Below are 17,643 nucleotides of genomic sequence, written 5' to 3' on the forward strand. Positions count from 1 at the left end.
CTCACCTTGTCTTGAGGAATTCGGTGCGGGCATCACCCCACGCTTCCTTCCAGCGAAATGCCGATCAGCTTCTGCGTCTCGGCCATGAATTCCATCGGCAGCTGCTGGATCACGTCGCGCACGAAGCCGTTGACGATGAGGGCCACCGCCTCCTCCTGCGAAAGCCCGCGCGACATGCAGTAGAACATCTGGTCATCAGAAATCTTCGATGTCGTCGCCTCGTGCTCGAACTGGGCGGTCGAGGTCTTGGCCTCGATATAGGGCACAGTGTGGGCGCCACATTTGTCGCCGATCAGCAGCGAATCGCATTGCGTGAAGTTCCGCGCATTGGTGGCCTTGCGATGCGCCGAGACCAGGCCGCGGTAAGTGTTGTCCGAGCGGCCCGCGGCGATGCCCTTGGAGATGATGCGGCTTGAGGTGTTGCGCCCGAGGTGGATCATCTTGGTACCGGAATCGACCTGCTGGCGGCCATTGGAAATGGCGATCGAGTAGAATTCGCCGCGCGATTCCTCGCCACGCAGGATGCAGCTTGGATATTTCCAGGTGATGGCCGAGCCGGTTTCGACCTGCGTCCAGGAAATCTTGGAGCGCGCACCGCGGCAATCGCCGCGCTTGGTGACAAAGTTGTAGACTCCGCCCTTGCCCTCGGCATCGCCCGGATACCAGTTCTGCACGGTGGAATATTTGATCTCCGCGTCGTCGAGCGCGATCAGTTCGACCACCGCGGCATGCAACTGGCTTTCCTCGCGCATCGGCGCGGTGCAGCCTTCGAGATAGGACACATAGGAGCCCTTGTCGGCGATGATCAGCGTGCGCTCGAACTGGCCGGTGTTCTTGGCGTTCATGCGGAAGTAGGTGGACAGCTCCATCGGGCAGCGCACGCCCGGCGGCACATAAACAAACGAGCCGTCGGAGAACACCGCCGCATTGAGCGCGGCGTAATAGTTGTCGGCCTGCGGCACCACCGAGAACAGATATTTCTTCACCAGTTCCGGGTGCTCACGCAAAGCTTCCGAGATCGCGCAGAAGATGACGCCGGCCTTGGCGAGCTCCGCTTTGAAGGTGGTGACGACCGAGACGGAATCGAACACCGCGTCAACCGCCACCTTGCCGGAGGCATATTCGCCGCCTGCTTCGTCGAGCTCGCTCTTTTCGCCCTGCTTGCGCACTCCGGCCAGGATTTCCTGCTCCTTGAGCGGAATGCCGAGCTTGGCATAGGTCTCGAGCAGCTTCGGATCGACCTCGTCCAGGCTCTTGGGCGCGGCGGTGCCCTTGGGCGCGGCGTAGTAATAAAGGTCTTGGAAGTCGATCTTGGGGTAGCTCACCTTGGCCCAAGTTGGCTCCTCCATGGTGAGCCAGCGGCGATAGGCCTCAAGCCGCGCCTCCAGCATCCAGGCAGGTTCGTTCTTCTTCGCCGAGATGAAGCGGACGATATCCTCGCTCAGGCCCTTCGGCGCGAACTCGGCTTCGATATCGGTGGTGAAGCCGTACTTATACTTGTCGACGTCGATGTCCTTGACGAGTTCGATGGTCTCGGTGTCTGCCATGGTTCCCTCAGGCGGCGGCCCTTGCCTTGTGGCGCGCGATAATCTTGCGCCACGCAGCGATGAATTGGTCAACGTCTTGATGAGTGCTTGTCCAGCCTAGTGATACGCGGATTGCCGCATGAGAGATCTCAGGCGACATCCCCATTGCGGCAAGCACATGCGATTTCGCCACCTTGCCCGACGAGCATGCCGAACCGGATGAAACGGCGATGCCTTCAAGATCGAAGGCCATGAGCAACGTCTCCGCATTCATGCCGGGATGCGCGAAACAGGTGGTGTTGGGAAGGCGTGGCGCGGCGGCGCCGAGGATCATGGCGCCATCGAGCCCCGTCTCCAGCTGGTCACGCAACAGGGTCATATCGGGCAGTTTCGCCTGCGCCACGGCGCCGAAGCCCGCCAGCGCGATGAGATTCTCGGTGCCCGCCCGGCGGCGCGATTCCTGGCCGCCGCCATCGATCAGCGGGGTCAGCGCCAGGCCATCGCGCACGATGAGCGCGCCGGCCCCCACCGGACCGCCCGGCTTGTGGGCGGACAGCGTCATCATGTCCACACCCAGCAGCGCGAAATTGACCGGCATCCGGCCCAGCCCCTGCACGGCGTCACAATGCATCAGCGCGCCATGGGCCTGGGCCAAGCGCGCGGCCTCGGCCACCGGCTGGATGACGCCGGTTTCATTATTGGCGAGCATCAGGCTCACCAGAGCGCGCGGGCCATTGGCCAGCAGCCGTTCGAGCGCCGCCAGATCCGCAACACCTTGGCCATCCACACGCAGCACTTCCACCGGCTTGCCCGAGGCTCTGGCCGCCTCCAGCACCGATGGGTGCTCCACCGCCGAAACGATCAGCCGCTCCACAGGGGCACCCTTGAGCGCCAGATTATTGGCTTCGCTGCCGCCTGACGTGAACACCACCATGGGCGCTATCACGCCCACCGCACGGGCCACCTGCTCGCGTGCCTCCTCCGCCAGCTGGCGGGCGGCGCGGCCCTCGCCATGCACCGAGGAGGCGTTGCCGGTCACCGCCATGGCGGCCAGCATCGCTGCCTTGGCTTCGGGCCGCAGCGGCGCCGTTGCGTTATGGTCGAGGTAAACTCTCACGCCGCCGTCCCCTCGGGGTGGCGGTCCTTGGCCTGCTTGATGGTGGCGGCGAGCGCCAGGTTGCGCTTCTCCACCACGTCTTCGAGTGAAATCGATGACAGGAAATACATCATCTGGCGGCCCAGGCTTGACCAAAGGTCATGGGCGTTGCAGCGCTCGCCCTTTACACAGCCCTCGACGGCATCACCTTCACAACGTGTGAACTGCAACTCCTCGTCAACGGCAGCAATGATTTCGGCAACCGGAATCATGCTTTTGTCGCGTGCAAGGCGGTAGCCACCACCCGGCCCCCTGGCACTCTCCACCAACTTCGCCTTGCGCAGACGGCCGAATAATTGCTCGAGATATTCGTGGCTTATGTCCTGCCGCTCTGCGATCTCGGCAAGCGAAACGGGTTCGCCTCCGGAATGGACGGCAATATCGATCATCGCCATCACCGCATACCGACCCTTGGTGCTCATCTTCATGATTCGCCGTCCAAATCCAAGCGCAGGAAATCCTTGATTTTCCACCCCTCTCCCGTGCTAAGGCAAAGCTCAGGAATGGCTGTGGCCGGTAAGTTTCGAACAATTCTAAACAAGGATATAGAAAACCCGAGTACAGGAGTCAATTATTCGGCACTGGGTTTTGCCGGATAACTCCATCGCGGTTGCTCCGATGAGGATTAAAGCTTTATGCCGGAAGTGATTTTCGGCGGCCCAGCGGGCCGCATCGAGGCCCGTTACCACCACTCCAAAGCACCCGGGTCGCCAATAGCCATTCTTCTGCACCCGCACCCAAGTTTTGGTGGCACCATGAACAATCCCATCGTTCATGCGATGTACCAGATGTTCCAAAGCCGAGGATTTTCAGTGCTGCGGTTCAATTTCCGGGGAGTTGGGCGAAGCCAGGGCGTGTTCGAAAATGGCGCCGGCGAGCTTTCCGACGCCGCCTCCGCGCTGGACTGGCTGCAGTCCTTCAACCGCGAGGCCAAGATCTGTTGGATCGGCGGCATTTCATTCGGCGCCTGGATCTCGATGCAGTTGTTGATGCGGCGGCCTGAGATCTCGGGCTTCATCTCGGTGGCACCACTGGCAAAACATTATGACTTTTCCTTCCTAGCGCCCTGCCCGGCCTCGGGGCTGTTCGTGAACGGCGAGAAGGACACGGTGACCCCGCCGGAAGCGGTGCATACGCTGGTTTCCAAGCTGAAGACACAGAAGGGTATCGCCGTCGAGCACAAGGTGATCACCGGCGCCAACCACTTCTTCCAGGACAAGATCGACGAACTCTCGAAGATCTGCTCGACCTACCTCGACAAGCGGCTGGCGGCGGAAGGGCAGTTGTAGGCGGACAGGTATTTTATTGAAATGGTGTGTTTTTCAGCACCGCGAGAGGGATAAGTAGATGCCGGCTGCTGCCGCTTCTCACATTCATCTACGCGACTGGGGACTGCTGGTACTGCTTTCGCTGATCTGGAGCTGCTCGTATCTGTTCATCGGGATTGCAGTGCAGTCCCTCTCGCCGCTGCTCATCGTGATGTCGCGGATCGTACTCGCCGCCATCGCACTCCTGCCGGTGCATCTGATCTTGATCGGCAGACTTCCGCGGGACCGGTCGACATGGCTGGCTATCGTCGGAATGTCCATTCTAAACAATGTGATACCATTCACGTTGATCGTCACGGGCCAAACCATGATCACGGCCGGGCTGGCCTCCGTGATCAATGCCACCTCACCGATGTTCGGGGTTGCCTTCATCGCTGCAGCAGGGCTGGAGCCGCTGATCCTGCGCAAGGTGCTCGGCATCGCCATCGGCATTCTGGGGGTGGCCATACTGAAGGGTGCAACTCTTTTGGGAGAGGGAAGCCAAAGCATTGGAATCCTTCTTTGTTTGGCCGCCGCCGCAAGTTACGGGATGGGCAGCCTCTGGGCAAAACGCATGATCCGGGGCGTGGCGCCTCTCAGCATGGCAACCGGCCAGCTCCTGGTGTCATCCGGCATCATGCTGGTGCTGGCCTTCAGCTTTGACCAGCCAATCCAACTGCTGCACGCGCCATGGATGGGCTGGTTGGCAATCCTGGTGCTGGCACTGGTCTGTACGTCATTGGCCTATATCGTTTTTTTCCGAATCGTCGAACAGGCCGGTGCCGCCAATGTACTGCTCGCAACCATGATGATTCCTCCCTGCGCCATCGCCCTGGGTCTGATTTTCCTCGGTGAAACTGTTCAGCCCCGGGAGATTGCAGGCGCGATTGTAATCGTTTTTGCCCTCGTCATCATCGACGGCCGGGCGCTTCAGCTATTCAGGCGTCGCAAGAACGCCGCCTGACAGCGGCGCAGGCACCCCAGTGGTGCCGGGGAAGCTGATGGGCAAACCCCTGAGGCTGCGGACCGCGAGATAGGCCCATGCCTCGGCCTCCAGAGAGTCACCGTCAATTCCTATATTTTCTGATTTTATTACAGTTTCTTGAACACTTTTTCTCAACTCCTGCATGAGCACAGGATTGTGCCGACCGCCGCCACAAATGATCAGCCGTTTCGGTTGCTCCGGTAGCAGCCCGAGGCCGGCCGCAACGGCAGCTGCCGTAAAACGCGTCAGCGTTGCCGCACCATCAGCAGGTGACAGGCCATCCAGCAAGGTTGTCCTGAACGTGTTGCGGTCGAGCGACTTCGGTGCTGCGGTTGCAAAAAAGTTGTTTTTTAGTAGCTGCCCGAGCACATCCGCGTTGACCTGGCCGCGAGACGCCAAAACCCCGTCATGATCGAATGACACCCCCGTATGTCGCGCGCACCAGTCATTGATGAGGGCGTTGCCAGGCCCGGTATCGAAGGCAAGGAGACTGCCGTCCGACCCGACCCAGGTCAGATTGGCGACCCCTCCGATGTTCAGAAAGGCGACCGGCCGCTCAGGAAGCCCGGCCGCGAGCGCCCGGTGGTAGACCGGGACGAGCGGCGCCCCCTGCCCACCCGCCGCCACATCGGCGGCGCGCAAGTCATGCACGACCTGCACGCCAACGCGCCGGGCAAGCAGCGCGCCAAGACCAAGCTGGACCGTGAGGCGGCGCTCCGGACGATGAATGACCGTCTGCCCATGAAAGCCGATCACATCGACCTGAGACGGCGCGAGGCCGTGTGAGGCGAGGAACCGCGTAACGGCCTCGGCGTGCCACTCCGTGAGCTGCCGCTCGGTCTCGGCCAGCGCGCCAGGCCGGGCCTCGCGAGTTTCGAGCGTGCTGGCCACTTCGAGCGCCTCCTGGAGCATGGCCTGCTGATCTGGCCGATAGGGATAGGTGGCAGCGGTCCCGCGTTCCACCACGTCCTCACCATCGGTGCGGAGCAGCGCCACGTCGATGCCGTCAAGCGAGGTGCCCGACATCAGGCCCAGCGCGGTCAGCGGTTTTGACACCAGAATGCTCCGTGGTAAGAGCCCGCAGCCCTTCGCGAAAGTTGCCGTTTCATGAGCCAGTTCAAGTCCGACTTCCTCGCCATCCTGTCAGAGCGGGGCTTCATTCACCAGATCTCCGACCCCGAAGGACTGGACGCCGCCGCCAAAGCGGGCGCCATAACGGGTTACATCGGGTTTGACGCCACCGCCAGCTCCCTTCACGCGGGCTCGCTGGTGCAGATCATGATGCTGCGCTGGATGCAGAAGACCGGCCACCGCCCGATCGCGCTGATGGGCGGGGGCACCACCAAGATCGGCGACCCGTCGTTCAAGGATGAATCGCGCAAGCTTCTCTCGGTTGAACAGATCTCCGCCAATCTTGCTGGCATCCGCCAGGTGTTCGGCAAGTTCCTGAGCTTCGGCGAGGGACCGGGCGATGCCCGCATGGTGAACAATGCCGACTGGCTCGATCATCTGAACTACATCGACTTCCTGCGCGATTATGGCGTGCACTTCACCATCAACCGCATGCTGAGCTTCGATTCCGTGAAGCTGCGGCTGGAGCGCGAGCAGCCGCTGACCTTCCTCGAATTCAATTACATGATCCTGCAGGCCTATGACTTTCTCGAACTCTCGCGCCGCGAGGCTTGCGTGCTGCAGATGGGCGGCTCCGACCAGTGGGGCAATATCGTCAACGGCATCGAACTGGGACGCCGCTGTGACCAGCGCCAGCTCTATGCGCTGACCTCGCCGCTGCTCACCACCTCATCGGGCGCAAAGATGGGCAAGACGGCAGCAGGCGCCGTATGGCTCAACGCCGACATGCTCTCGCCCTATGACTACTGGCAGTACTGGCGCAATGCCGAAGACGCCGACGTGACGCGCTTCCTCAAGCTCTATACCGAATTGCCGATGGATGAGATCGCGCGACTGGGCGCGCTCGAAGGCTCCGAGATCAACGAGGCCAAGAAGGTGCTGGCCACCGAAGCCGCCGCCATGCTGCACGGCCGGGAGGCGGCCCTGGCCGCGGCCGAAACCGCGCGCCGCACATTCGAGGAGGGCCAGAGTGCCGCCGGGCTTCCCACGGTGACGCTAGATCTTGACGGCGGCACAGGGCTTCTGGCGGCACTGGTGGCGGCCGGCTTTGCATCTTCCAATGGCGAGGCGCGCCGTTCAATCCAGGGCGGGGCAGTGCGCGTCAATGACGAGCCCGTCGCCGACGAGAAACTGGTGCTGACACGGGCCCTGCTGGCCGATGGCGCGATCAAGCTGTCGATGGGCAAAAAGAAGCACGTGCTGGTGAAGGCAGAGTGACGAAGAAGATATCCGGGTCGAGCCCGCTCCGGCCCTAGTCGCCAGAGGCGGCTTCGGCTTTTCGCGGCTCACACCGGCTGCTGTACTCAAAGAACTTGCGCAGGAAGCCGGGCGCCACCGCAGACATCGGGTTCATCTGGAATTGCGGCTTGTCGATGGTGCCGCCGAGCGCGAAGGTGACGCCGATCAGCCCCTGACCGCGCCCGCCCGTGAGAAGGTCGCCGAAGAGTGGAATATCGCCCACCGCAGCGTTGATGGCATAGGCGGGGATGATCGTGCCTGCGATGTCGATGGCGCCATCCGATTTCCGGATGAGACCGGCAGCACTGGCGCCAAGCTCGGGGCCGCGCACCAGGCTTTCACCAATGCAGATGAACTCGCTGTCAGCCGAGAACGGAAGCTTGAGCCTGGCAAAGGACAGAGATTCGCGCCGCGGCCCGTCACGCTTCGGCTTGCCGCGGGAGTCGAGCTCGGCCAGGGCCGCCTCATTGCGGACCTCGAAATTTCGCAGCACCAGCCTGCCTTGTGGCACCGATGCGCCATCCTTGCTCAGCAGCGCATAAAATTCGATCTGACCACCCGCCACCTTGGAGTAAAGATTTGCAGCACGCATGGCGGCACCGCCATCACGGCCATTGATGCGCATCTCGCGCCCACCTTCTACCGGCTGAACCCGGAAGACGATCGGCTGACCACTGAGGAATGTGCCGGAAACCTCAGCCTGCTCGAGAAGAGACTTGCGCGTTGTGAAAAAGCCACTGACGCCTTTGATGATCTCGCCACGATTGGCATACACCTTGGCCAGATCAAGATTGATGCGGACAGGCCCGCTCGCACCAGCCATCGCTGCCTTCTGCTGCGCGGCCTCGTCGCGGTTGCGAGCTCCAAACATGCCGCGGATCAACGGCCTGGCATCAAGGCTGCTTCCGGTCACATCAATGTTCAGACCGCCCTTATCAGGCTTGATCGCCACGGCGAAGCGGTTTTCCTCCGAAAGCTTGATCTCGCTGAATTTCGCGGATCTCAGCCCCTGTCGGCCAGGCAACAGGGACAGCCTGCCCTTGATCATCAGATCCTGGCCCTTGATCTCGAGGTCTTCGAGGCGGGGCGCGCCCTCGCCCTTGCTGAAATAGGTGAAGCGGGCCGACGTCCTGGCCACTGCCGGCCTCACCCAGCCAAGCGACTGAATGCGGAGCTGAACCTCGCTCAAATCGGCCGAGACAGCGAGCTTGCCCTGGGGATCGGAAAGATCGGCAATACTGGCCGTGACCGCGATTGGGCCGCGCGCGAAGGTTCCAAGATCAATTCCAAGCGCCTGGCGCTGCTCACCATCGAGCGTGATCCTGACAACGGCAGACTGAGTGAATTGCGGCGCAGGGCCGCGTGTCCATTCGAGCGTGGCCGCGATGCCGTCGATCTTCGCCGGGCCTGTTGCCACGATCACGCCATCAGCCAGCTTCAGGTCGAAGGTGCCGTCGGTGATATCGGCATCCGTCAACGCCCCCTTGAGCGACATCTCCGTGAGCCTGGCCGTGGCTTCTATCTTGAGGCGGTCTCTCGGCAGGTTCTTGATCATCGGGAAGGCAAGCGTCACATCTGCCTCGACCTCGCCCTTGAGGCCTTTGGTTTCAAGACCATTGTTCTGAATCAGGTTCAGCGCAGGAAGGTCGAGATACTCCAGCAACGGCTGAACGCCGGTCGCCACATCCAGATCGATGTTGGCCTGGGTCTCGACCGCAAGAATGCCAGTGTTGCGCATTGTCGCCGATTTCAACCGGGCCTTTCCGCCGGACGGCAAGTCAATGTCAGCGCCGTCGATCCTGAGGAAAAAGTCATTGTCAGTAAGCCTCGCCTCGCCCGAGGCTCCCCGCACCGGCGGCAGATCCTTGAAATAGCCGCTCGTCACATCCTTCATCCTGAAGGACAGGCTGAACGAGCCTGGCGGCAGGCGGCGCGCCTGCTGGGCCTTGGCCATAGCATCGACGGGCAGGTTGATGACGAGTTCGCCATCGGTGATGACGCCTGCGCTCACATTTTCATTCACCCAATTTCGCGTGCGCGGCGTGACGATCGGCGGCCAGAGCTGCTTGAGCAGGGGCGCCGACAGATCCTTGATGCGGCCAGACAGCAGGATGCCCGCCGAGTCGTTGCCACCCGTGATCGCACCGCGCAGCCTGATGCCAGCACTGCCCGACATGATCATCAGATCGTCGATATCGAGGCGGGCCTCCTCGATCGCGGCATTGCCCATGAACTCGACACGATCAACGGCAGCCGGATCCTGGCTCGGCCCTTGCGTGTCAATCGCCACATTCTTTGCCTGCAGCCCGATCTTCAGGGCCGCAAGCCGGCCCTCGCCGTTGCGCACGGGCAGGAAACTACCCCTGACCTGGGCGCGCGACCTGCCAATCAGCAGGCTCGAGTCGGTGATGATGATGCTGCCTGTTACCGGATCATAGTCAGCCCGCAACGAACCCTCGTCGATCACCAGCGGATCTGCGAGGTAATCCGGCAGATCAATTTCACCCGCGGCAGCCGTGAATTCACCCGTGGCCTTGGTCACGAGGCCGGCATCGGTCACTTCGAGTTCGACGTGCCCGGCCAACGGCACCTTGACCCGCGCCAGCTTGGAGAGCGCGAAGATCTCATCCGAAACGTTGGCTGGCACCAGGTCATTGATGCGCACGCTGATCGCGAAACTGCGCGAATCCCGCCGGTAATTGGCGGCAAGATCGGCCGTCCAGCGGCCGGCTTCCTCGCCGTTGAGGACCGCGGCGTTGGCGGCAATGGCAAAGCCGTAGGGCATGCGCTGGAACACCAGTTCAGCCTGCGGAATGTCCCAGACGGCGTCATTGACCTGATCGAGAATGGTGATCTGCGCATCGGCGATGCGGATTGTCTCGATCGCCGAGATCGAAGACGCCGAATGTTCGGCACTGCCGCTCAGGAGCTGGAGAAGGACGGAGCCCGACAAACCCGCCTCGCCAGACTGCTCCGCAACATCGGGAGTGTCAGGGCTCTCCGGCGACAAGGAGTCGATGGCGACTGCCTCGGTCTCTGGTGCAGCATCGCCAAAACCCAGTTCGAGACTGCCATCAAGCTTGCGCATCAGGCGCATGCGCGGACCAATCAGCTCAATGGATGAGGGCACGAGGCTGCCGCGCAACAGCGCCCCCTCGCGCACGCCAATGGCGGCGCGCGGGGCGCGGGCGACCAGATTTCCCTGCCGGTCCCGCAGCACCACGTCGCGCAGGCGCACGTTGGGCACGCCTGTCTCCTCGGACCGCTCCAGCACCACGCCGCCCAGGCTCACCACCATGTCGGGGAGGCTCCGGTTGATGCGGCTCTCGATCGTCGCCCGCATGAAATCAAGCGAAACAGGGCCCTGTGCCAGCCGCACGTAAAATGAGCCGGCGACGATCAGGACAACAGCCAGGACCGCCAGCAGGCCAACACCGCCAATTCGAGCAACTCGACGCAAAATCTGTCCGATTCACCAATAAATCTGGGTTCACATGTGCCATCAAGCCGCGCCTCAGGCAATGCGCAAGCGGCACAAGCGCTCTTGTCTGCCAAACAGGGCCAAAGCATGGCCATGACGCACCGCGCTGGACCCTGGCACAAAGCCCGCTATAGTGTGGGTTATCAAGGAGTTGAGAAATGCCAAAGGGATATTGGATCGCCCGCGTCACGGTCACCGACCCGGACCGGTACCAGCACTATGCCAGCGCCGCCCGCGAGGCATTCGAGAGATTCGGGGGCAGCATCCTGGCGCGGGGCGGCACGCACCACCAGATGGAAGGCGAAGGGCGGCCACGCAATGTGGTGATCGAATTCCCCAGCCTTGAGGCTGCGCGCGCCTGTTATGCCTCACCCGAGTACCAGGCCGCCAAGGCAAAGCGCGAGGGGGCCGGCGTTGCCGAGATCGTTCTGGTGGAGGGTGTCTAGAGCAAGATGACGTTGGCTCTCGCCATGCTCAGGTTTCCCTCGCCCCTGTCGCGAGGAGGACTCGACTGGCCACATCGGGGCTCATTGCGCTCCAGGCACTTTGCACAACCCGGCCGCATTGCTAAGACCACCTCCAACGCAAGGGACATGACACAATGAAACTCGCCATCGCCGGAGCCGCCGGCCGCATGGGCCGCGTGCTGACGCGCATCGTCAATGAAACGCCGGGCACCGAGGTGGCGGGCGGGCTTGAGCCGGAGGGCTCGCCGCATGTGGGCGCCGACTTGGGTGAGCTTGCAGGCATCGGCCGGCTCGACGTGGCGATCAGCGATGATCCGCTGAGCCTGCTCACCCGGATCGACGGCATCATCGACTTCACCGTGCCTGCCGCCACGCTGGCTCTGGCCGAACTCGCCGCCCAGGCACGCATCGTGCACGTGATCGGCACAACCGGCATCGACCAGGCGGGCGAAGCCAAGATCAAGGCTGCCGCCCGGCACGCGCGCATCATCAAGTCCGGCAACATGAGCCTCGGAGTCAACCTGCTCGCCTCGCTGGTGCGGCAGGTGGCCGCCACGCTGGGCGAGGACTACGACATCGAGATCGTGGAAATGCATCACCGTCACAAGATCGACGCGCCCTCGGGCACCGCACTGATGCTGGGCGAGGCCGCTGCCCGGGGCCGCGGCGTCGAGCTCCATTCGCGCGCGGTGCGAACGCGCGACGGACATACGGGCGCCCGCGCGGCCGGCGACATCGGCTTCGCGACGCTGCGCGGCGGATCGGTTGTTGGCGAGCATACGGTGATGTTCGCCGGCGAGACCGAGCGGATCGAACTCACCCACAAGGCCTCGAGCCGCGACATGTTCGCGCGCGGCGCGGTCAGGGCGGCCCTGTGGGGCAAGGACAAGCCACCCGGCCTCTATTCGATGGCCGACGTTCTCGGACTGGAGTAAGCCATGGATCGCCTTCTCGTGCTCGTCCGCCACGGACAGAGCGAATGGAACCTGAAGAACCTGTTCACCGGCTGGAAGGACCCCGGGCTCACCGACCAGGGCATCCGCGAGGCGCATGACGCGGGCCGCAAGCTCAAGTCCAGGGGCTTCCAGTTCGACAAGGCCTACACGAGCGCATTGACCCGCGCCCAGCATACGCTTGCCATCATGCTGGACGAACTCGGGCAGGCCGGGCTCGAAACCACCCGCGACAAGGCGCTGAACGAGCGCGACTACGGCGACCTCACCGGCCTCAACAAGGATGATGCGCGCAAGAAATGGGGAGAGGAACAGGTGCACATCTGGCGCCGCTCCTACGACGTGGCCCCGCCCGGCGGCGAAAGCCTGAAGGACACGCTGGCCCGCGCCCTGCCCTATTACGTGGCGCACATCCTGCCCGACGTGCTGTCAGGCAAGCGGGTGCTGGTGGCGGCGCATGGCAATTCGATCCGTTCACTGATCATGGCCATAGAGGGGCTGACACCTGAGCAGATCCTGAAGCGCGAGCTCGACACCGGCGTGCCGGTGGTCTACCGGCTGGGCGCGGACTCGCGGCCCACCTCGGCCGAGGTGCTTGCCTGAGGCCTCACGAGCCGAGACTTTCCCTCACCCGCTTCTGGAAGTAGTGGACGCCCTGCTCGTGGCGAGGTGACAGGGGGCCGGCGCGGTAGTTGCCCGCCTCGTAGTTCCTGTGGGTGGCCACGCAGATACCGTAATCCTCGCGCACCACGGCAAGGTTGCGCGCGATGGTGTCGCTGCGCGTGTCGTCGAGCGAGGATGCCAGATCGGCAAAGTAGAAGTGATAGAGCTGCTCGGTGCGGTCAACCGCCAGCGGGTTGATGCGCGAGGTGTTCATGCCGCCCGCGAACAGCGAGAGCGTCCAGTTGGGCCACATCCACAGCCACTTGCCACGATAGAACAGACCCTCGCGCGGCGGCGCGGTCATGCGCACGAAGCCCTTGTGGGCCGTTGTTTCGAAGGCCTCAAAATCAATGGCGGCGAAGAACTTCGGGTGAATGCCCGGTATGTGATAACCTTCGACGAAATTGTCGGTGTAGATCTTCCAGTTGGCGTCGAAGTTGACGGTTTCGGCGCGTACCGGCTGATAGGTCTCTATCGGCTCCCCGGCAAGTTCGCCGACAAGATCGCCGAGCTGGGAGAGCAAATCCTCGGCCGGGCTCACCGCCACGAAGAGGAGGCCCCGCCACTCGGCAGCGTGGATCTGCTCGAGCGGCCAGTCCTCCATGCGGAAGCCCTGCTCCTCGCCGAACCAGGGGGCATTGAGCAGCCGCCCATCATCGCCAAACACCCACTGGTGATAGGGACAGCGGATGGTGGCGCAGCGGCCGGCGCCATCCTCGAGGAGCCGGGCGCCGCGGTGACGGCAGACATTGCGGAAGGCGCGCAGCTTTCCGTCACGGCCGCGAATGGCGAAGACCTTGATGCCAGCAAGGTCGGCTGCGACATAGGCGCCGCGCTCGGCCACCTGCGAGGCAGGCCCCAGGAGCTGCCAGGTGCGGGTGAAGATCTCCTCGCGCTCGCGCAGCAGAACGGCGGGATCGACATAGAGCCGGGGATCGAGATTGAGCATCACGGACCTACCTCCTCAGCACCGCAGAGTGCCTCAGAGACAGGGCTCATTCAATATCCTCGATGACACCATCGCCACCGCCCTTCACCTTGTGGGCGAGCGAGGCCTGGATGAACTCCTCAAGGTCGCCGTCGAGAACATCGCCGGGCGCAGTCGAGGTATGGCCGGTGCGCAGATCCTTCACCAGCTGATAGGGCTGCAGGACGTAGGAGCGGATCTGGTGGCCCCAGCCGATGTCAGTCTTCTTGGCATTGGCGGCGTCGATCTTCTCCTGCTGCTTCTGCAGCTCCATTTCATAGAGCCTTGCCTTCAGCATCTTGAGCGCAGTGGCGCGGTTCTTGTGCTGCGAGCGCTCGGCCTGGCAGGCGACGATGATGCCGGTAGGAATGTGGGTGATGCGCACGGCGGAATCAGTGGTGTTGACGTGCTGGCCACCCGCACCGGAGGCGCGGTAGGTATCGACCTTCAGATCGCTGTCGACGACCACGATGTCGATGTTGTCATCAACAACCGGATAGACCCAGACGGATGCAAAGGATGTGTGCCGCCGGGCATTCGAATCATAGGGCGAAATGCGCACCAGCCGGTGCACGCCGGATTCGGTCTTGAGCTTGCCATAGGCATTGTGGCCCTTGATCTGCAGCGTGCAGGACTTGATGCCGGCCTCCTCGCCCGGGTGCTCGTCCAGCACCTCCGCCTTGAAGCCGTATTTGTTGGCGTAGCGCATGTACATGCGCATCAGCATCGAAGCCCAGTCCTGGCTTTCGGTTCCACCGGCCCCGGCATTGATCTGGAGATAGGTGTCGTTGCCGTCGGCCTCGCCGGACAGCAGGGTTTCGATCTCGTATTCGGCGACCTTGGGCTTCAGCGCGAGAAGCGACTTCTCGGCCTCCGCGATGATCGACTGGTCGGAGTCGATCTCGCCCAGTTCGATGAGTTCGGTGTTGTCGGAAATCGCCTGCTCAAGCTCGAGCACCATCTTGATGCGGTTGTCCAGATCCTGGCGCTTGCGCATGATGTCCTGCGCCTTCTGCGGATCATTCCAGATCGAGGGGTCTTCGGAGCGGGCATTCAGCTCGGCAAGGCGACGCAGCGCATTGTCCCAGTCAAAGATGCCTCCTCAGCAGTCCGATGGACTGCTTCATGTCGTCAACCAGCGACGAGATTTCAGCGCGCATAATGGATGCTCAACTCTTCAGTGACCAGAAGGTGTCAATAGAGGCCGCTGCCGCCGTCCGTCAACCCGCCGCCGGTGGCGGGCGGCGCCTCGGGGGAGACAGGAACGGCGGGAGCCTGCGGAAAGGCAGCCTGGCCGCTGGCCGCTGGCGGAACCAGAACCAGACCCTCAGCCTCAGCCTGATCCTGGGCGGATGCCGTGACCGTGCCCTCGCCGATGATCTTGGTCGAATCCGGTGGCTCATCACCAGGCTTGAAGGCTTCGAGTATGACGCCCTCCTGACCGAAGATGGCCCGCTTGCCCGTCTTGGCATCGATCGGGATGAGCTCGATGGCGCGCGGCACGCGGAACGGAGCAGCCGGCTTGTCACGCAGCGCAAGGCGCATGAAGTCCGCCACGATGGGCGCGGCAAGCTCGCCACCGGTACGGCCCTTGCCCATCGGCCTGGGATTGTCATAGCCAATGTAGGTTCCCACAACGAGATCGGGCGTATAGCCAATGAACCAGGCATCCCTCTCCTCGTTGGATGTGCCGGTCTTGCCGGCCACAGGCTTGCCGAGGACCTTCATCTTCCGTCCGGTGCCGCGGTCGATGACGCCTTCCATCATCGAGGTGATCTGATAGGCCGTGTAGGGGCTCATGACCTGTTCGCGCACATCCAGAAGCTCCGGCTCCGGCAGGTCTGGCGCCCATTCGACGCCAGAACAACCCGCACAGTCACGCTTGTCATGGCGGAAGACGGTACGGCCATAGCGATCCTGCACGCGGTCAATCAGGGAGGGTTCGATGCGCTTGCCGCCATTGTCGATCATGGCGTAGGCAGTGACCATCTTCATCAGCGTGGTCTCACCTGCCCCCAGGGCCATGGCGAGCTGGCGCGGCAGCTTGTCATAAATGCCAAGCCGCGTGGCGAGGTCGATGATCTTGGTCATGCCCAGTTCGTCAGCCAACCTCACGGTCATGCCGTTGCGCGACTGCTCGACGCCGCGCCGCAGCGTCGAGGGACCAAAAAACTTGTTCTGGTAGTTCTTCGGCTTCCACATCGAGCCATCGGGCATCTTGAATTCGATGGGCGCATCCAGCACCACGGATGCGGGCGAATAGCCATTGTCCAGAGCGGCGGCATAGACGATGGGCTTGAAGGACGAACCCGGCTGGCGAAGCGCCTGGACGGCACGGTTGAACTGGCTGCGCCCATAGGAGAAGCCGCCCACCATGGCCAAGACGCGGCCGGTATGCGGGTCCATCGCCACCAGTGCGCCGTCGACGTCCGGCATCTGCATCAGATGGTATTGCAGCGGATCCTTGCTGGGCGCCACGTAGACAATGTCGCCTGGCTTGAGAACGTCCGAGACCTTCGCGATTTCCGGCCCCAGTTCCGTTCCGTCAACATAGGCCCTGGCCCAGGACATGAGAGCAAGCGGCACCTTCGCCTTTTCCCGCTCCGGCCCCAGCTTGCCATCCGGCAGCAGCTTGGGTTGCAGGCCAAGCGTGGCCTCGCCATCACCGACCTCGAGAACAATCGCGAGACGCCATGGTGCGATATCCTCCGGACTGCGCTGATCCTTCAGCAGCAGAGCCCAGTCCGGAGCAGAAGCCAGATTGCGGTTGGCGATAGCTCCGCGATAGCCGCGCTTGCGGTCGAGATTGATGAGGCCGCGCGCCAAGGACTGGCGTGCATAGAGCTGAAGCTTTGGATCGAGGGTCGTGCGCACCGACAGTCCGCCGCGCTCGAGCTTCGACTTGCCGTACATGGCAACCAATTCACGGCGCACTTCCTCGGCAAAGCTTTCGGCAGCGAAGAGCTGCGCGCCAAACGGACGCGGGCTGACTTCAAGAGGCTTTTCCTGGGCCTCCTTCATTTCCTCTTCGGTGATGTAGCCATTCTCATACATCTGGCGCAGCACCCAGTTGCGGCGCTCTATGGCCCGCTCCTTCTGGCGCACCGGGTGGTAATTGTTTGGTCCCTTGGGAAGGGCGGCAAGATAGGCCATCTCCTGCAGCGTCAACTCGTCAAGCGACTTGCCGAAGTAATTGAGCGATGCCGCAGCAACCCCGTAGGAATTCAGGCCAAGGAAGATCTCGTTGAGATAAAGGTCAAGGATCTGGTCCTTGCTGAAGGTCTGCTCGATGCGCAGAACCAGCAGCGCCTCCTTCAGCTTACGTTCGAGCGAACGCTCATTGGTGAGCAGGAAGTTCTTGGCAACCTGCTGGGTGATGGTCGAGGCTCCGACAATCTGACCACGCCCGGTGAGTTTGACCTGGGCATAGCGATAGGCAGCAGCGGCGATCCCGATCCAATCCAAACCGCCGTGCTTGAAGAAAGTCTTGTCCTCCGCCGAGATGAAAGCCTCGATCAGGCGCTTGGGCATCTGGCTGACTGGAACGAACAGGCGACGCTGCTCGGCATATTCGGCAAGCAAAGACCCGTCGGCGGCATAGATGCGCGTCATCACCGGCGGCTCGTAGGTGGCGAGCTGCGTGTAATCCGGAAGATCCTTCGACGCCATCTGGATCAGATAGCCGGCGGCAAATGCACCGACCACGAACACCAGAAATCCTACGCCAACGATATAACCGAGAAATCGCACCATTGCGAACGCAACACC

The 17,643-nt window shown here is 62.5% G+C and carries 14 protein-coding genes; 6 read left to right on the plus strand and 8 right to left on the minus strand.

Going from position 1 to position 17,643, the window contains the following annotated elements; genetic code table 11:
- Positions 1-32: 32 nt before the first annotated feature.
- The 3 genes from sufB to ACILRN_RS01360 are packed head-to-tail and all read right to left on the minus strand — an operon-like array spanning position 33 to position 3,110.
- Complete coding sequence (gene sufB, locus ACILRN_RS01350; protein ID WP_395684806.1) at positions 33-1,547, minus strand: Fe-S cluster assembly protein SufB; 1,515 nt, start codon at positions 1,545-1,547, stop codon at positions 33-35.
- Positions 1,548-1,554: 7 nt separating this feature from the next.
- Entirely contained in the window at positions 1,555-2,583 is a 1,029-nt protein-coding gene (locus ACILRN_RS01355; protein ID WP_395684853.1) for a cysteine desulfurase family protein, read from the minus strand.
- 56 nt (positions 2,584-2,639) lie between these two features.
- Positions 2,640-3,110 carry an Rrf2 family transcriptional regulator gene (locus ACILRN_RS01360; RefSeq protein WP_395684808.1) on the minus strand — a complete coding sequence of 157 codons (471 nt, stop codon included), beginning with the start codon at positions 3,108-3,110 and terminating at the stop codon, positions 2,640-2,642.
- Positions 3,111-3,317: 207 nt separating this feature from the next.
- On the opposite strand from ACILRN_RS01360, the gene ACILRN_RS01365 reads away from it, so the two are divergent.
- Both ACILRN_RS01365 and ACILRN_RS01370 read left to right on the plus strand, forming a co-directional pair.
- Positions 3,318-3,971, plus strand: coding sequence for an alpha/beta hydrolase (locus ACILRN_RS01365; protein ID WP_395684810.1), 654 nt, complete (start codon positions 3,318-3,320; stop codon positions 3,969-3,971).
- Positions 3,972-4,029: 58 nt separating this feature from the next.
- Positions 4,030-4,953: a DMT family transporter gene (locus ACILRN_RS01370; protein WP_395684812.1), complete on the plus strand. Its 924-nt coding sequence runs from the start codon at positions 4,030-4,032 to the stop codon at positions 4,951-4,953.
- Here the strand turns inward: ACILRN_RS01370 and ACILRN_RS01375 are convergent.
- Positions 4,924-6,030, minus strand: coding sequence for an anhydro-N-acetylmuramic acid kinase (locus ACILRN_RS01375; protein ID WP_395684814.1), 1,107 nt, complete (start codon positions 6,028-6,030; stop codon positions 4,924-4,926). The two genes, ACILRN_RS01370 and ACILRN_RS01375, sit on opposite strands and share 30 nt — an antisense overlap.
- A 51-nt stretch (positions 6,031-6,081) precedes the next feature.
- On the opposite strand from ACILRN_RS01375, the gene tyrS reads away from it, so the two are divergent.
- A complete protein-coding gene (gene tyrS / locus ACILRN_RS01380; protein WP_395684816.1) occupies positions 6,082-7,323 on the plus strand; it encodes a tyrosine--tRNA ligase in 1,242 nt (413 codons plus the stop codon).
- A gap of 34 nt (positions 7,324-7,357) precedes the next feature.
- Here tyrS and ACILRN_RS01385 read toward each other — a convergent pair whose 3' ends face one another.
- A complete protein-coding gene (locus ACILRN_RS01385; RefSeq protein ID WP_395684818.1) occupies positions 7,358-10,804 on the minus strand; it encodes a DUF3971 domain-containing protein in 3,447 nt (1,148 codons plus the stop codon).
- A gap of 179 nt (positions 10,805-10,983) precedes the next feature.
- Here ACILRN_RS01385 and ACILRN_RS01390 point away from each other — a divergent pair, with 179 nt between their 5' ends.
- The 3 genes from ACILRN_RS01390 (at position 10,984) to ACILRN_RS01400 (ending at position 12,848) form a co-directional block, all read left to right on the plus strand.
- Positions 10,984-11,271 (plus strand): DUF1330 domain-containing protein, encoded by a 288-nt coding sequence (locus ACILRN_RS01390; RefSeq protein ID WP_395684820.1) that lies wholly within the window; start codon positions 10,984-10,986, stop codon positions 11,269-11,271.
- A 155-nt stretch (positions 11,272-11,426) separates the two neighbouring features.
- Positions 11,427-12,227 (plus strand): 4-hydroxy-tetrahydrodipicolinate reductase, encoded by an 801-nt coding sequence (dapB, locus tag ACILRN_RS01395; RefSeq protein ID WP_395684822.1) that lies wholly within the window; start codon positions 11,427-11,429, stop codon positions 12,225-12,227.
- A 3-nt stretch (positions 12,228-12,230) separates the two neighbouring features.
- Positions 12,231-12,848, plus strand: a complete 618-nt coding sequence (locus tag ACILRN_RS01400) for a 2,3-bisphosphoglycerate-dependent phosphoglycerate mutase (RefSeq protein WP_395684824.1) — start codon at positions 12,231-12,233, stop codon at positions 12,846-12,848.
- A gap of 4 nt (positions 12,849-12,852) precedes the next feature.
- Here the strand turns inward: ACILRN_RS01400 and ACILRN_RS01405 are convergent, their stop codons facing one another.
- The 3 genes from ACILRN_RS01405 to ACILRN_RS01415 form a co-directional block, all read right to left on the minus strand.
- Positions 12,853-13,857 (minus strand): aromatic ring-hydroxylating dioxygenase subunit alpha, encoded by a 1,005-nt coding sequence (locus tag ACILRN_RS01405; protein ID WP_395684855.1) that lies wholly within the window; start codon positions 13,855-13,857, stop codon positions 12,853-12,855.
- 46 nt (positions 13,858-13,903) lie between these two features.
- Positions 13,904-15,035, minus strand: a protein-coding gene (gene prfB / locus ACILRN_RS01410; protein WP_395684825.1) for a peptide chain release factor 2 whose coding sequence is annotated in 2 segments (ribosomal slippage) — positions 13,904-14,965 and positions 14,967-15,035 — 1,131 coding nt in all. Because the reading frame shifts where the segments join, the coding sequence is not laid out codon by codon here.
- Between the two features lie 34 nt (positions 15,036-15,069).
- Positions 15,070-17,628 carry a penicillin-binding protein 1A gene (locus ACILRN_RS01415; RefSeq protein WP_395684827.1) on the minus strand — a complete coding sequence of 853 codons (2,559 nt, stop codon included), beginning with the start codon at positions 17,626-17,628 and terminating at the stop codon, positions 15,070-15,072.
- Between the last annotated feature and the right edge of the window lie 15 nt (positions 17,629-17,643).

The organism is Aestuariivirga sp. (genome assembly GCF_044238155.1).
Taxonomy (GTDB): Bacteria; Pseudomonadota; Alphaproteobacteria; order Rhizobiales; family Aestuariivirgaceae; genus Aestuariivirga.